This window comes from Guptibacillus hwajinpoensis, from assembly GCF_020524165.1.
Taxonomy (GTDB): domain Bacteria; phylum Bacillota; class Bacilli; order Bacillales; family Guptibacillaceae; genus Guptibacillus; species Guptibacillus hwajinpoensis_D.
In genome coordinates, this window is record NZ_JAIVKU010000004.1 from 163813 (window position 1) to 179942 (window position 16130).

Sequence of the window (16130 nt, forward strand, 5' to 3'; positions counted from 1 at the left end):
TCCATTTCTGCAATAGACTAGTGTAGGAGCTGGATAGGGGGGAGCAAGATGCCAAGACACTTAGTCATTGGAAACGGTCAACTGCTTATTAATATGGATCAGTTTCTTCAAATTCGAGATATTTACTATCCTTATGTGGGGCAACAAAATCATGTTCAAGGTCACGCCAACCGAATTGGCGTCTGGGTTGATGGGAAATTTTCATGGCTTCACTCATCGGAATGGGATATTCAACCAAATTATGACCTGGACACGCTTGTTACGTATAGCACTGCGGTGCATCCTCATCTTGGGATTAAACTTGTTTTTGAAGAAGGCGTTCATCAACGCGAAATGCTAATGATTCGTAAAATCACGATATTTAATCTAGAAAATCAAAGTCGCGATGTGAGACTTTTCTTTCATCAGGATTTGAATATTTACGAAACTGAAGTGGGAGATACGGCTTATTATTGTCCAGATACAAAGTCTGTGATCCACTACAAACGTTATCGGTATTTTTTATTCAACGGCGAAATAGATGGAGCAGGTATCAAACAATATACAACCGGTGTAAAACGGTTTCAAGCTGCAGAGGGAACTTGGCGAGATGCTGAGGATGGTCATCTTCACGCGAACCCTATTGCCCAGGGATCAGTCGATAGTACCTTTTCTCTTGAAACAAAACTAGAACCAAACTGTTCAAAAACCGCCTATTATTGGATGACTGTGGGTAGAACGAAAGAAGAAGTTAGTAGCATTCATGAATATGTAAGTGAGATAGGAACACAGTTAACTGTTGAAAAAATTCGCATGTACTGGAATCGTTGGGTGAATAAGTCGGTCTTACCGGAGACGGACCTGGGACCGGAGCTTCTTTCACTTTATAAAAGAAGCTTATTAATCGTTCGTACTCAAACCAATCAGAATGGCACGATTATTGCAGCAAACGATTCAGACATTTTACATTACAATCGTGATCACTACAGCTATATGTGGCCAAGAGATGGGGCGCTCATAGCTTCTGCTATGTCTAAAGCCGGGTATCATGGCATGGTTACCAACTTTTATCGCTGCTGTGCAGAGCTTCTTTCAAAAGAAGGGTATTTACATCATAAATACAATCCTGATGGCTCTGTAGGATCGAGCTGGCATCCTTACATCGATCGTTTGAAGCAACCTCAGCTTCCAATACAAGAAGATGAGACCGCTCTAGTTCTCTGGGCTTTCTGGGAACATTACCAATCAACAGGGGATATTGAGTTTGCTCAATCGCTTTATAAGTTTTTAGTACGGCCAGGTGCAAAGTTTTTACTGCAATTCATGGATGAAACGCTTGATTTGCCGCTACCCTCATACGATCTTTGGGAAGAAAGGTTTGGTATTTTTAGTTTTACCGCATCCGCCTGTTATGGCGGTCTAATGGCAGCTCATTCGTTTGCCAGACTGTTTGGCGAAGATGATCGTGCTGAGAGCTATTATAAAGGGGCAGAGCGAATTAAAAAGGGGATAGAAGTACATTTGTATGACGAAACACGTTCCTGCTTTTTAAGAGGACTTTATCGAAATAACGAAACGGGTGAGATAACGAAAGATTACACGATTGAAAGTAGCCTGTTTGGTTTATTCGCATTCGGGGTTTTTTCTGCTGATGATCCTCGAATGATTCGCACGATGGAAGAGATTGAAAACAAACTTTCTGTAAAAACTAGCATTGGCGGGGTAGCGCGTTATGTTAGTGATTATTATTTTCAACAATCTCAAAATGTTGATGAAGTACCAGGTAATCCATGGGTAATTTGTACTTTATGGATCGCTAAATGGAAGATTTCACTCGCTCAATCTCTTGAACAGCTACGTGAAGCAAAAAAGCATATTAATTGGGTCTACCAACAGGCGCTATCTAGTGGTATACTACCAGAGCAAGTTCATCCTTATTCGGGGAAACCTCTGTCTGTAGCCCCGCTAACATGGTCACATGCCACATATGTTGATGTTGTGAAAGATTACCTTGAGAAATATGAAGCTCTTTCATCAATAAAAACAACTTGATTGAAAGAGAATTGTTTGTTATCATAATGAAGTATGTTGTTAAATGAACAGTTTGATAGGATTTGGAGGGATATTCATGCGCGTACAAATTACATTGGCTTGCACTGAAACAGGCGATCGTAACTACATCACGACGAAGAACAAACGTACTAACCCTGATCGTCTTGAACTTAAAAAATACAGCCCAAGACTTAAAAAGCAGACGTTACATCGCGAAACTAAGTAAGCAGTAGGATATCCTACTGCTTTTTTATTTGCACATTTTCCCGTAGACTAGTAAGAGAAGAAATGGGGAGGATTGATGATGCAATCAAAGCATGAATGGCGAACGAATATGAAATTGAAAATAAACGAAATTCGTCCTGAAGAAAAAGCACTTCTAGATCAACAAATTTTGAACCGCCTCTATACATATGAACCATACAACACAGCAGAAACGATTGGGTTAACAGTTGCGATGAAAGGTGAAATAAATACAAAAGAAATTATCGAAAAAGCCTGGACTGATGGCAAACGAGTAGCAGTCCCAAAATGTAATCCTAAAACAAAACAGATGACCTTTCATTATCTAACAGAATGGGATCAGTTAGAGAAAGTTTATTTTGGCTTGGAAGAACCACATCCTGATAAAACTGCGCTATGTCCTTCTGTCGAAATAGATCTATTGCTTGTACCAGGGCTGATTTTTGATCGTCATGGCTTTAGAATAGGATTTGGCGGCGGCTACTATGACCGATACTTGAAGAGATATACAAACTCAACGGTTTCACTTGCCTATGAATTTCAACTTGTGGAAAAAGTGCCAACCGAAACGTTTGATTTACCTGTACAAGCCATTATTACAAATGACCGAATTGTTAACATAGTATGATTATTTATGCTTTCATATGTGCTCTGACAGGTTTTCTTGGTTACAAAGTTCAAGCGCTTTCGAAAAAAGGGGCGGTAGCGGCTACAGGAGTTGGGTGTTTGATCGCACTTGGATTTGCCTGGAAAGGACTTTTGCTTCTCGGCATCTTTTTTCTAACCTCCACGATTTGGAGTAAATATCAATCGGAGCAAAAAGGTGGTATCGAGGAAATTGTAGAAAAGGGTGCATCGAGAGATCAGTATCAGGTTCTTGCTAACGGTGGGGTGGCTGCTTTTGCTGGATTGATGATGGTTATTTTTCCTGGAGAGGTATGGACGTTAATTCTGTTAAGTGCGATTGCCACTTCTAATTCTGATACGTGGGCTTCTGAACTTGGTGTTCTCTCATCACGAAGACCCCTTCATATAAAAACATTGAAAATCGTTCCAGCAGGAACTTCTGGCGCAGTAAGTATGCTAGGTATCGTGGCGTCTTTTCTTGGAGCGGGTTTAATTGGTGTAGTCGGTTCTTTCGTTTTTGACCTATCTTATCAAGCAGCAGCTGTTGTTACAATCGCTGGTTTTGTCGGTTGCTTAAGCGATACGCTGATTGGAGCAACCATGCAGGAGGAGTTTCAATGTCTACATTGTGGAACAAGAACTGAGAGGCGCACTCATTGTGGAAAGCAAACTGTTGTACTAAGTGGCGTAAAAGGTATTAATAATGATTTAGTTAATTTCGTTTCTTCGGTAATGGGTGCTCTTATAGGAGGTGCATGGATATTATGAAAATAATAGGTATATTGCTTGCAGGAGGAGAATCTCGAAGGTTTGGATCTCCAAAAGCATTTGCTGCCTTTCACAATAAACCCTTTTATGAAGTGGTTCTTAATCAACTTTATCCTGTTATAGATGAAGCGATAATTGTTACGAAAACGAATTTATTAGAGAAATTCATTTTGGAAACAGCTAGAGATCTGAAAGTGATAAAAGATGAGGAAGCTTTCCAAGGGATGGGGCCACTAGCAGGCATTTATTCTGGGATTACTCATACGAGTGGGGATTATTATTTTACTGTAGCTTGTGATATGCCGTTAGTGACGGAGAGTTTATTTTCACTTCTAATAGAAGAACTGAATAAACACCCTAATGCTATGGCGGTCGTACCTGTGAGTTCTGGCAGGCGTCAGCCTCTTTGTGCGATTTACCATTCTTCATGTCAACCTATTATCGAACAACTTCTTATATCAGGGAGAAGAAGAATGAATGATCTCCTCGAATCCATTGACGCGCTTTATGTCGAAATTGAGAATTACGAAAATCAATTTTTAAATGTAAATACAAGAGAAGAGTATAACCTGGTTCAAAAAGGAGACAGATTAAATGGGTGACTTCAAAAGATATTCTAGACAAATGCTTTTTTCTCCTATAGGCGAAGAAGGGCAAAAGAATTTCAGTCAATCACGAGCCATTATTGTTGGAATGGGGGCGCTTGGCACCGCTATAGCCAATCATCTAGTGCGCGCAGGGTTTGGCTATATAAGGATTGTCGATCGTGATTATGTAGAGCAAAGCAATCTTCAAAGACAGATGTTATTTGATGAAGAGGATGTAGCTGCAGCGTTACCAAAAACAATTGCAGCAAAAAAGAAACTAGAAAAAATGAACTCGTCAGTTGAAATTGAAGCAATGGTAGCGGATGTTAACGCAAGTAATGTAAGTAAGCTAATAGAAGACGTAGACTTTGTTATGGATGGCACCGATAATTTTTCAACACGATTTCTTTTGAATGATGCTTGTTTCAAATATAATATTCCGTTCGTTTATGGTGGTGCAGTTAGTTCAAGAGGAATGACAGCACTATTTGTTCCTGGCGAAACACCTTGCCTTCGTTGCTTTATTCAGGGAGGAGAAGGAACGACAGGTGAAACGTGCGACACAATCGGTGTGATCTCTCCTATCGTAGATATTATTGCGTCGTATCAGGTAACGGAGATTATGAAATATATAGCGGGAAATCGTGAAAAGCTTCATAGAAGCCTGATGACAATGGATATATGGCATAATCATAGCTATGCGATGAAATTTTCTTCACCCAAAAAAGGATGTCCAACTTGTCAAACCAATGAATATCCAACATTAAAAGGTGGAGCAAAGCAGGATATCACCTCACTATGTGGGAGAGAAACAATTCAGATCCAGTTAGAAAGTCACTTTGATTTAAAAGAATGGGCATTAAAGCTAGAAAAAACGTCAAAAGTGAAGAAAACACCCTTCTTACTTAAAGCGCAACTTGAAGAAGGAGAAAGACTCGTGCTATTCCCAGATGGACGGGTACTTATTCAAGGGACAGAAGATAGTGGAAGAGCAAAAGCACTCTATGCAAGATATATTGGTATGTAAAAAAGCACCAGCCCCGTGGCTGGTGCTTTTTTACATGTTCATTCTTATCCTTGACATCCCTCCGATTCAATTATAGAATGGCAATGTTACTTAAACGCACAAAAGCATAAAAGTACAAAAGCGAGGATTCAGACGAGTAGCTTCTTTAGAAGAGCAGTGGTAGAGATCTGGTGGTTGCTGTAAACCAGAGCGTCTAAAAGTGAAATTACATCTGATGAGCGAGGTACGCGGCATCCTTCCGTTAAAGGGGATATGAGTGGGCAGGTAAAGCTGTCAATAAGGGTGGTACCGCGAAGAAATTCGTCCCTTCAATTGATGAAGGGCTTTTTTTAATGGAAAAATAAAGATAGAGCAAAACTAAGATGTGAGAGAATAGAGATCAAGGGAGAGAAAGATAATGAAAAAAATATCATTTCCAATAGCGCTGGTTGTCATTGCGCTATTAATGAGCTGGATGTTGTTTAGTATTATTGGCTTAAAAGTAGAACCGCATATTCCTCTTCTTGCTGGCGTAGTAGGAATGGGGATTTTGGGATTGCTTCTTGGTATGAAGTGGGAAGAGATAGAGAAGGCTTTACTACAAAGTATTACGACGGGCTTAAAACCAATTCTTATTCTTTTTGTAGTAGGGATGATGATCGCTGTGTGGATGCAGAGTGGTACGGTTCCGACCTTGTTGTATGGAGGCCTTCAGTTTATACAGCCTGAGTGGTTTCTCATCAGTGCCTTGATTGTGACAATTATTGTATCAACTTTTACAGGCAGTTCATTTACGACAATCGGTACGATTGGCGTAGCAATGATGGGAATAGGGGCAGCAATGGGTGTTAATCCTGCTCTTGCAGCTGGAGCAGTTATTTCCGGTGCATGTTTCGGTGATAAGATGTCACCACTTTCGGATACAACTAACTTTGCACCAGCAGTTGCAAGAGTAGATTTATTTACCCATATACGCCATATGATGCAGACAACGATTCCAGCTATTATTGTAACAGTTATTTTCTTTTTTATTATGAGTAAAAATTTGTCCTCTTCTGTTAACCCAGACGATCTCAACGAGGCGATGATGGTTCTGCAAAGTGAATTTAAAATATCATTATGGACGTTAGTTCCCCCCCTTATCGTGCTTGTACTTGCAATAAAAAGGGTGCCAGTTCTCGTCACTTTATTTGCTGGACTACTTGCAGGAATTATTGTGGCCATGCTAACACAAGGGGTATATTCGGCAACTTCTATTATCGAGACGATGCAAAATGGTTATGTTAGCAAAACACCTAGTGATCTTGTCAATGGAATCGTCAATAGAGGTGGACTACAATCAATGATGTGGAGCGTATCTCTCATTATTTTAGCACTTGCACTTGGGGGCGTTCTTCAAGTAATGGGAATTATTCAATCGCTCATGAGCGGTTTAACAAAACTTTTAAATAGGCGAGGACATTTGATTTCTGCCACTGCAACATCCGCCATTGGCGTAAATTTGTTAACTGGTGAACAATATTTGTCTATTTTACTTCCTGGTCAAACATTTGAGCCTTTTTATGACAAAGCGGGCATTGATCGTAAATTTTTATCGCGAACTCTTGAAGATGCGGGTACCCTGATTAATCCACTAATACCTTGGGGTGTTTCCGGGGCATTTTTTGCCGAAACACTTGGTGTATCAGTACTTTCTTACTTACCCTTTGCGATCTTCTTATGGCTCTCACCAATATTTACAGTTATCCTCGGCTATTGGAATAACAAGAAAATTGAAGTTACAGTTCCAAAAACGCACGGATAAAAACGGTATGACCTGCAAACAGTAGAAGTATAGTACAGTTTCAGGAGGCATATGATGAAAATAACGAAGGTACTTGTTCTCTTATCTCTAGTAGTTGTCATGTATGAATACCGCTATCGATTATTAAATGGGTTGCTGGGAGTTGCGGTCATTAGGCGGTTTGTCGTCGGCAACTCGCTAAAATTCCCAGGTTTACGAAACAAACTTTTCAGTTCGTTTTTATCATAACCTCTGCCTTATAGGGTGGAGGTTTTTTCTTTCTTCTAACTATAGAAAAGAGTAAAATAAGAAGAAACAACTGCGGCGATTTTTATTCACTCAGATTGGAGGAGCTTTACGTGAAGTATACTCACATCTATTTTGATTTAGATAATACCCTTTACGATCATGAAAAAGCGTTTAAAAAAACGATTTTACATTGTGCTGAAACCATGCTGCATAACAAAAGCTCTTCTCTTTCAGTTCATAAATGGTTTGCCGTTTTCAAATCTAATTGTGATCAATTTTGGAGTCATTATGAAAAAGGAGAATGGTCAAGAGAACATTACCAGGTTAGCCGTTTCTGTAAAACGAACGAATATTTTGATCTACCATGTTCTGAAAAAGAAGCATTTGAGTTTCAAGAAGAATACCAATCAAAAGTGGCCTCTTTCGCAGAGTTATACAATGGAAGTGCCTCTATTTTAGCGTTATTGAAAGAGAAAGGAATCGAACTAGGCATCATTACTAACGGTGGAAAGGTAACACAAACAGCAAAGATTGAGGCTCTACAATTGTTTCAATGGATTCCTAGGGAAAACATCTATATTTCTGAAGTGATAGGGATGGAAAAGCCTGGAACGTCAATTTTTCACTACGTTCACGATCGTTCGGGTCGTTATCTCTACATAGGTGATACCTTCGAGCATGATATCAAACCTGCATTGGAAGCAGGGTTTGATGCGATTTATTTTAATTCTCGCAACGAAAAGGTGGAGCTTCCAAATGAAGTCCCCGAAATCGATACTTATGATGAATTAAAGCAACTATTAGTTATTTAATAAAAAAACTTTACTTTATTGGGCTGCCGGATCTTTACGTTCTAGTAAAGGCTCATTAAGGTACTGGATTAACTCAACGTTTTTTCCGCCTTTCGTTTGAAAAAGAATAAGCAGATAAGGTGATTGTTTGTGAATTAGGATGACGGGAATCGTACTTCCAATCGGCGTTTCAGTGGAACCATTAGGAAGCAAGATGCCAAGAAAGTAGTTTTTGTATAAACCTTCCCAGATTCCTCCAATGGCATCTGTGGTTTGTTTGCGAGATAAACCAGGAAGTGTCTCGTTTTGATAGCGGATCAATGAGGTGAGAGGCAATATTGTGTAGTCTTCTGGATGTAGATTGTATTCAGCAACCATTGATTTAAAAACCATTTGTGCTTGCTGATCCATCGCATGATCAAGAATGTATTGCCACTCTTTTTCTTCTTCACTTGAAGCTTCTTTGAAGGATTCAAGTGGTGTCATGGGGGAATCGATCACGTAAAGCTGGTTATAGCTCATTTTTTGTGCGCTTTTAATCACATCATTTGGGTAGTGTATTTCCCCATAATGGTAAGTGAGGGCTTCGTAATGACCACTATCTTCACTCGTAATTTCTTTTTTTTGACGTATCGTTGCGGTATTTTCCTTCCAAGTGGACATGGAATCGATTAGGCGTCCCTCTTCATAAAGAAATGATAAATCTTGACGAAGATACGCTGTTTCTGAAAGAGTTGACTCAGTCTTCCAGTTCAATGTGTATTCATCTTCATCTTCCTGCGTTAAAATAGTGAGAGATGTACTAGCTGAATCAAATGAGACCTCCGGATCTGGGGGGAAGTAAGTAAATGATTCCCTCACAGGATTGCCACTAGTATTCACAAGGATGAGCGCAAAAAAACCAATCATACCAAGCATGATAACGTAGTGAATTCTTTTGATCATCCGGAACCCTCCGATTCAATAAGCTTGTCATCATATGTATGAGATAGAGAATCAAAATATGAAGACCGTTTTATTCCCAAAGAAAGCTAATTTGAGAGGATGGTAGCAATGAAAGACTTGTTTCATGCAGAAGAACTTCTACAAACAACCAAAGAATTGGTCAGTATTCCCAGTCCATCAGGATATACAGATGAAGTGATAAGCTGGGTGGAAGGTAGGATGCAAGAACTTGGGGTAGAAACGAAACGAAATCATAAAGGTGGACTTATTGCTTCGATCGAAGGCACTGATTCGTCTCGACAGCGCATGTTAACGGCTCACGTCGATACTCTTGGAGCTATGGTAAAAGAAATTAAGAACGATGGTCGTCTTCGTTTATCTTTAATTGGTGGTTTTCGCTTTAATGCGATCGAAGGCGAATACTGTGAAATTATTACCGGGGATGGTAAGCGCTTTACTGGTACAATCCTTTTACACCAGACGTCTGTTCACGTTTATAAAAATAATGGTGAGATCAAACGAGATGAACAAAATATGGAAGTGCGCTTGGATGAAAGAGTAACTAACGCTGAAGATGTTAAGAAATTAGGAATTCGCGTTGGAGATTTTACTTCTTTTGATCCGCGTGTACAGCTAACAGAAAGTGGATTTATTAAGTCAAGGCATTTAGATGATAAAGCAAGTGTTGCTCTGCTTCTAGCAAATATCAAGAAATTGAAAGAAGAAAACAAAACGCTACCCTATACAACGCATTTTCTAATTTCCAACAACGAAGAAATAGGTTACGGAGGAAATTCAAATATTCCCGAAGAAACGGTTGAATACATAGCTGTTGATATGGGAGCGCTTGGGGATGGTCAATCGTCAGATGAGTATACTGTTTCCATTTGTGCGAAAGATTCAAGTGGTCCTTATCATTTTCGTCTTAGAGAGCATTTGGTCGGCCTTGCAGAGGAGCATCAAATTGAGTACAAGCTTGATATTTATCCTTATTACGGTTCAGATGCATCTGCGGCGATCCGTGCTGGTGCCGATGTTCGGCACGCACTAATTGGACCTGGTATCGATGCTTCCCATGCTTATGAGCGTACACATCAGGATTCGATGCTTCATACGGCTCATCTTATTTATCGCTATCTTTTATCCCCTATGATCGATTAAAGTAAAAGCCAGCCTTTCTCAAACGAAGGCTGGCTTTTCATTGCCCAATGATTTGATAGGTATGTATTGATTAGAATTGGTGAATGATGGAAATGAGGAGGGGGACCTATGTCTCAAAAAGAAATCATTCATCCAGTTAGTCATTCATTTGAAAAAAATATAGACTTTCTTCATAAAGAATTAGGAGTCGGTAAAAGCTTTGATGTGATTCAACTTGATTTGGACTATGCAGGGCGTAAAATGGCGATGTTCTTAATTGATGGTTTTGTAAAGGACGACATTTTACATTATTTAATGAAGTTGTTATCCAGACTTGAGCCCGATCAGCTTGAACCCGATCCGCTCGAAAAACTTATGAAAGTGCATATTCCATACGTTGAAATTGATCGACAGAAAGATCTAGATGTGGTGATGGATCTTGTTCTATCAGGTCCGACAGCTCTTGTAGTGGAAGGCATGAGTGAAGTCATCATGATTGATGCAAGAACATACCCTGTTCGTGGACCTCAGGAGCCGGATTTAGAGCGTGTAACCAGAGGGGCTAGAGATGGATTTGTTGAAACGATTGTATTTAACACCTCACTGACGAGGAGAAGAGTGAGGGATAAAACGTTAAGAATGGAATATATGCAAGTTGGTAGAAGGTCTAAAACAGACATATGCATTAGTTACATTGAGGACATAGCAGACCCTGAAATAGTAAAAAGAATTAAGGACTCTGTTAGTAACATTGATACTGATGGTTTACCGATGGGAGAAAAAACGATTGAGGAGTTTATTTGTGGTAGGCATTTAAATCCGTATCCTCTTGTGAGGTATACAGAACGACCAGATACTGCTGCTATTCACCTGTATGAAGGGCATGTTCTCATTTATGTAGATGGATCTCCCAGTGTACTTATAACGCCAACTACGTTTTGGCATCATTTGCAACATGCCGAGGAATATCGCCAAAAGCCGCTTGTAGGTGCCTACTTAAGACTGGTTCGCTTCATTGCTGTATGGATAGGTATTTTTATCTTGCCTCTATGGTATTTATTTGCTACAAATCCAAGGCTACTGGGGTCAAATATGCAATTTATTGGTGTGGATCAAGGGGGAACCCTACCGCTTTTTGTTCAATTTTTGCTGATTGAGCTTGGAATCGATATCCTTCGAATGGCGACAATTCATACACCTACCTCTTTAGCGACAGCACTAGGTCTTGTATCGGCTATCTTAATTGGTCAAGTAGCGGTGGAGGTTGGGTTATTCATTAATGAAGTCATTTTATATCTAGCCCTTGCCGCTTTAGGGACTTTTGCTACGCCGTCATATGAATTAAGCCTTGCCAATCGACTATTCCGTTTACTATTACTTGTTTTAACAGCCGCTTTCGGAGTAATCGGATTTGTTGTTGGTTTCACATTATGGATGCTGTTGTTATTACGTACAAAGTCTTTTCATATTCCATACCTATGGCCGTTTATCCCATTTTCCTATCGATCATTTCGAGATGTTATCTTTCGCTCGCCAATGCCTCTTAAAAATCGAAGACCTACCGTGCTGCATCCGAAAGATCCAGATCGTTAAGGGACACATTCTTTACTAAAGAATGTGTCCTTTTTGTGCGTATTGATTTTTTTTAAGGCTGTGGCTTGCTATAATAACATAGGTGAGGAAAATGAAAACATTCTATGATATTCAGCAATTGTTAAAACGCTTTGGCATGATTATTTATACGGGTAGTAGACTCGGAGATCTTGAGTTAATGGAAGATGAGGTGCAAGAATTGTATGAAATGAAAATCATTGAAAAAGAAGATTACCTTGTCGCCAGAATGATCTTACGAAATGAAATCAACAAGGAGAGAGACAAACATGAATGAAACGATCGAAACGATGTTCGCTCATCGATCAATACGAGCGTTTAAAGATGAACCATTATCAGAAGAGCAAATTCATACGCTAGTTAAGGCCGCGCAATCTGCGTCTACGTCAAGCTATATACAGGCATATTCCATTATTGGTGTGAAAGATAAAGAGAAGAAGAAACAATTAGCAGAGCTAGCAGGTGGGCAGAGTTATGTCGAAAAGAATGGTCATTTTTTCGTTTTCTGTGCCGATTTTAATCGCCATCAAGCAACTGCAGAAATGCATGGAACCGATGTGACGGAGACAATTCAATCAACTGAAAAATTTATGGTAGGATTAATTGATGCGGCTCTTGCAGCGCAAAATGCTAGTATTGCTGCTGAATCAATGGGGTTAGGAATTTGTTATATCGGTGGCATTCGAAATGATCTAGAAAAAGTAAATGATTTGTTGAACTTACCTCAATACGTAGTACCACTATTCGGCCTCTGCGTCGGATATCCTGATCAAGATCCAGATGTGAAACCACGGTTGCCTCTAGAGAACATCTATCATGTTGATGAATATGAACAAAATGAGGAAGTTTTTAAAGAAGAATTAACAAAATATGATGATGTCATTTCAGCTTATTATACCGATCGAACTGCAGGACAGCGTACAGGGGGATGGACAGCGATGATGGCTCATAAGTTAACGACTCCTGTTCGTACTTACATGAAGAAGTTCTTGGAAAACAAAGGCTTTCCGTTAAAGTAAAAATCGAGAGCATGAAAGGTGGATGATGATGAAAGAAGAAAAATGGTTTATAGGTGTTGATCTTGGAGGCACAACAATCAAACTTGCCTTCCTGGATTTTTACGGAGAAATCAAAGAGAAATGGGAAATCCCAACAGATAAATCGGAAGCTGGTCGTCACATTACCATGCATATCGCTAGGGCAATTGACGATAAAATGGAAGAAATGGCGTTAAGCAAAGAAAAGTTCGCTGGAATTGGAATGGGAGCACCTGGATTCATTGAGATGGAAACAGGCTTTATCTACCATGCTGTGAATATCGGATGGCGAAACTTCCCTTTAAAAGATAAGCTAGAAGTTGAAACAGGTTTACCGGTAATCATTGATAATGATGCAAATATTGCAGCACTCGGAGAAATGTGGCGTGGCGCAGGTGATGGTGCACGTGATTTGCTTTGTGTAACGCTTGGTACTGGAGTAGGCGGTGGCATTATTACAAATGGGACGATTATTCACGGTACGAACGGTATGGCTGGAGAGATCGGACATATTACCTCCATCCCTGAAGGTGGTGCTTCGTGTAACTGTGGTAAAACAGGTTGCCTTGAAACCGTTGCTTCTGCCACTGGTATTGTTCGTATTGCGATGGAGAACCTTAACTCTAATCAAGATAGCGTCCTTTATCATACATATAAGGAACAAAATCAACTTACTTCTCGCGACATTTTTGAGGCTGCTGACGCCAGTGATGTTTATGCTGAAGAAGTAGTAAACAAGGTCACCTTCCATCTTGGATTAGCCATTGCTAATTTAGCGAATGCTTTAAACCCATCTAAAATTGTCATTGGTGGTGGGGTTTCAAAAGCGGGGGATGCTTTATTAAAACCATTAAAAGACCAATTTGAAAAATATGCCTTACCTAGGGTTATGGAAGGCTCTGATTTTGCCATTGCAACACTTGGCAATGATGCCGGTGTGATTGGTGGGGCATGGTTAGTGAAAACAAAGATAGTGAAATAGTCCTAATTGTTCGCGTTTATTCCTATTGTTGTAGGGGTAAAGAAGAGATCAGTGGAGTCTGATCTCTTCTTTTTTTATGATTTTTTTGCACAGATGAAACTTTTTGGACGACTTATTCGTTATTAATAACGAACGCACTAAATAGAATCAAAATATTGTTGAACGAAATACTAAAATAAGGACAAAAGTTAGTTGATTAAATTTCGAAAACATACTATCATAGCGATTATGTATGGTCGTAGAAAGATATGGTAGCTTTTCCTTATATTCAACTAAGGAGGTACTAAGAAAACATGAAAAAGCTACAAAATAAGTATTCGTTTTTCCTCGTAGTAGCATTTATGCTGTGGTTAAAAACGTATCTTGTGTATGAATTTGCATTTAACATTGAACCTGAAAATAAAATGGAAGGATTTATCTTGCTTTTAAATCCGATTAGTTCTGTCTTGCTATTCCTGGGTTTTGCATTATTTGCCTCACCTAAATATCGCAACAGAGTGTTACTGGTCATTGATTTTATTGGTTCATTTATTTTGTTCGCAAATGTCGTTTATTACCGTGAATTTACAGACTTCATTACAATACCACTTCTTTTTCAAACGAATAACATGGGTGAACTTGGTAACAGTATCGCAGAGCTTGTAAGCGGATATGATTTCTTGTTGTTTTTAGATATCATTCTTCTCTCAGCTTACTTATTTGTACGTAAAACAAAAAGTTATGCTGTTAAGAAAAAAGAAATTGCACTTGTATTTGCAAGCGCTATAGCTCTTTTTGCAATAAATGTTGGACTTGCTGAAACCGAACGTCCCCAACTTTTAACTCGGACGTTTGATCGTGAAATGCTTATCAAATATATCGGTACTTATAACTATCATGTTTATGATGCTGTGCTTCAATCAAAAGCAAAAGCACAGCGTGCCTTTGCAGACGGTAGCGAAATTGTCGATATTGAAAACTATGTGAAAGCGAACCATGTTGAACCAAACCCTGATATGTTTGGTAAAGCGGAAGGTAAAAACATTATTCTCGTTTCTCTAGAATCCACACAAAGCTTCGTGATTAATGAAGAGGTGGATGGAAAAGAGATAACGCCATTCCTGAATGATCTGATCGAAGAGAGTTATTATTTCCCTAACTTCTATCACCAAACAGCACAAGGGAAAACTTCTGATTCTGAGTTTATTTTAGAGAATTCTCTATATGGACTGCCGAGCGGAGCGGTGTTCTTTACGCATTCAGGAAACGAATATAATGCATCTCCAGAAATTTTGAGTGAAAATGGTTACTATAATGCCGTTTTCCATGCGAATAACAAAAGCTTCTGGAATCGTGATGTCATGTATGACTCTCTTAAGTACGATAAGTTTTATGATATCAATGATTTTACAGTCACGCCTGATAATTCAATCGGATGGGGATTAAAAGATGAATATTTCTTTGATCAATCCATTAAGTATTTAGAAACGCTACCAGAGCCTTATTATGCGAAATATATTACTCTTACGAATCATTTTCCATTTACACTTGAATCAGAAGATGAATATATTCCAGAGTGGACATCAGATGATGGCACGGTCAATCGATATTTCACAACCGTTCGATATCAGGATGAAGCTGTTAAAAAATTCTTTGAGCGCATGAAAGAAGAAGGACTTTATGAAGATTCAATCTTTGTGATGTATGGGGACCACTACGGAATTTCTGAGAATCATAATAAAGCAATGGGTGAGTTTCTGGAAAAAGAAATTACTCCGTTTGAATCGACCGAATTACAAAAAGTTCCTCTTATCATCCATATCCCTGGTCAGGAAGGTGAAGTGATGGAACAAGTCGGCGGACAAATAGATTTGAAGCCTACTATTATGCACCTACTTGGAATTGAAACAAAAGACATGATTAAGTTTGGTAACGATTTGTTTGCTGAAGAACAGGATAACTTCACAATTCTTCGTGATGGAAGTTTCATTACAGAAGACAATCTTTATACTAAAAATGTTTGTTATGATAAGGAAACTGGAGAAGAAACGGATAAAGCGGCTTGTGAACCATATATGGAGAAAGCAAAGACAGACCTTGCTTATTCAGATAAAATTGTTTACGGCGATCTTCTTCGTTTCTTAGGAAAGCATAATGGGGAACAAGAAACCCAAGTGGAAAAATAGAACATTTGATAAAACCACACTTTTTAAAAAAAGTGTGGTTTTTTGCTCTCTCAAACCCCAAAAGACTAGGGTTGAGTAAACCATGTTAATAGAAAACCTTTATTCACGAAGCATAGGAGTCCCTTCTTCGGTCATATCATTGTAAGAAGGATATGACATGTGGGG

16 protein-coding genes and 1 other annotated feature are annotated in these 16130 nt (G+C 39.2%); of the genes, 15 read left to right on the top strand and 1 reads right to left on the bottom strand.

Annotated features, from left to right (window positions below; genetic code table 11):
* The first annotated feature begins 48 nt into the window (after nt 1-48).
* The 9 genes from LC090_RS07845 (at nt 49) to LC090_RS07885 (ending at nt 8106) form a co-directional block, all read left to right on the top strand.
* The gene (locus LC090_RS07845) at nt 49-2031 is read left to right on the top strand and encodes a glycoside hydrolase family 15 protein (RefSeq protein WP_226656919.1); all 1983 of its coding nucleotides are present in this window, start codon (nt 49-51) and stop codon (nt 2029-2031) included.
* 76 nt (nt 2032-2107) lie between these two features.
* Entirely contained in the window at nt 2108-2257 is a 150-nt protein-coding gene (rpmG, locus tag LC090_RS07850) for a 50S ribosomal protein L33 (protein ID WP_048308894.1), read from the top strand.
* Nucleotides 2258-2332: 75 nt separating this feature from the next.
* Nucleotides 2333-2902: a 5-formyltetrahydrofolate cyclo-ligase gene (locus LC090_RS07855; RefSeq protein ID WP_226656921.1), complete on the top strand. Its 570-nt coding sequence runs from the start codon at nt 2333-2335 to the stop codon at nt 2900-2902.
* Complete coding sequence (locus tag LC090_RS07860; RefSeq protein WP_226656923.1) at nt 2899-3669, top strand: DUF92 domain-containing protein; 771 nt, start codon at nt 2899-2901, stop codon at nt 3667-3669. The genes LC090_RS07855 and LC090_RS07860 overlap by 4 nt, the downstream gene beginning before the upstream one ends.
* Nucleotides 3657-4271, top strand: a complete 615-nt coding sequence (mobA, locus tag LC090_RS07865; RefSeq protein WP_226656925.1) for a molybdenum cofactor guanylyltransferase — start codon at nt 3657-3659, stop codon at nt 4269-4271. Before LC090_RS07860 ends, mobA begins: the two co-directional genes overlap by 13 nt.
* Nucleotides 4264-5283 carry a ThiF family adenylyltransferase gene (locus LC090_RS07870; RefSeq protein ID WP_226656926.1) on the top strand — a complete coding sequence of 340 codons (1020 nt, stop codon included), beginning with the start codon at nt 4264-4266 and terminating at the stop codon, nt 5281-5283. The genes mobA and LC090_RS07870 overlap by 8 nt, the downstream gene beginning before the upstream one ends.
* Before the next feature lie 114 nt (nt 5284-5397).
* Nucleotides 5398-5594, top strand: a binding site (T-box leader).
* Nucleotides 5595-5680: 86 nt separating this feature from the next.
* A complete protein-coding gene (nhaC, locus tag LC090_RS07875; RefSeq protein ID WP_255648058.1) occupies nt 5681-7066 on the top strand; it encodes a Na+/H+ antiporter NhaC in 1386 nt (461 codons plus the stop codon).
* 51 nt (nt 7067-7117) lie between these two features.
* The gene (locus LC090_RS07880) at nt 7118-7294 is read left to right on the top strand and encodes a hypothetical protein (protein ID WP_226656927.1); all 177 of its coding nucleotides are present in this window, start codon (nt 7118-7120) and stop codon (nt 7292-7294) included.
* Between the two features lie 110 nt (nt 7295-7404).
* Nucleotides 7405-8106, top strand: a complete 702-nt coding sequence (locus tag LC090_RS07885; RefSeq protein ID WP_226656928.1) for an HAD family hydrolase — start codon at nt 7405-7407, stop codon at nt 8104-8106.
* A 15-nt stretch (nt 8107-8121) separates the two neighbouring features.
* On the opposite strand, the gene LC090_RS07890 is transcribed toward LC090_RS07885, so the two are convergent.
* Nucleotides 8122-9030, bottom strand: a complete 909-nt coding sequence (locus LC090_RS07890) for a hypothetical protein (protein ID WP_226656929.1) — start codon at nt 9028-9030, stop codon at nt 8122-8124.
* Between the two features lie 108 nt (nt 9031-9138).
* Between LC090_RS07890 and LC090_RS07895 the strand changes: the two genes are divergently transcribed.
* The 6 genes from LC090_RS07895 (at nt 9139) to LC090_RS07920 (ending at nt 15965) form a co-directional block, all read left to right on the top strand.
* Nucleotides 9139-10191, top strand: a complete 1053-nt coding sequence (locus LC090_RS07895; protein WP_226656930.1) for a M42 family metallopeptidase — start codon at nt 9139-9141, stop codon at nt 10189-10191.
* A gap of 108 nt (nt 10192-10299) precedes the next feature.
* Entirely contained in the window at nt 10300-11763 is a 1464-nt protein-coding gene (locus LC090_RS07900; protein WP_226656931.1) for a spore germination protein, read from the top strand.
* Nucleotides 11764-11854: 91 nt separating this feature from the next.
* Complete coding sequence (locus LC090_RS07905; RefSeq protein ID WP_226656932.1) at nt 11855-12058, top strand: YqgQ family protein; 204 nt, start codon at nt 11855-11857, stop codon at nt 12056-12058.
* Entirely contained in the window at nt 12051-12800 is a 750-nt protein-coding gene (gene nfsA, locus LC090_RS07910; protein WP_226656934.1) for an oxygen-insensitive NADPH nitroreductase, read from the top strand. Before LC090_RS07905 ends, nfsA begins: the two co-directional genes overlap by 8 nt.
* A gap of 22 nt (nt 12801-12822) precedes the next feature.
* Nucleotides 12823-13800: an ROK family glucokinase gene (locus LC090_RS07915; RefSeq protein WP_305076518.1), complete on the top strand. Its 978-nt coding sequence runs from the start codon at nt 12823-12825 to the stop codon at nt 13798-13800.
* Between the two features lie 293 nt (nt 13801-14093).
* Nucleotides 14094-15965: an LTA synthase family protein gene (locus tag LC090_RS07920; protein WP_226656936.1), complete on the top strand. Its 1872-nt coding sequence runs from the start codon at nt 14094-14096 to the stop codon at nt 15963-15965.
* Nucleotides 15966-16130: the final 165 nt, after the last annotated feature.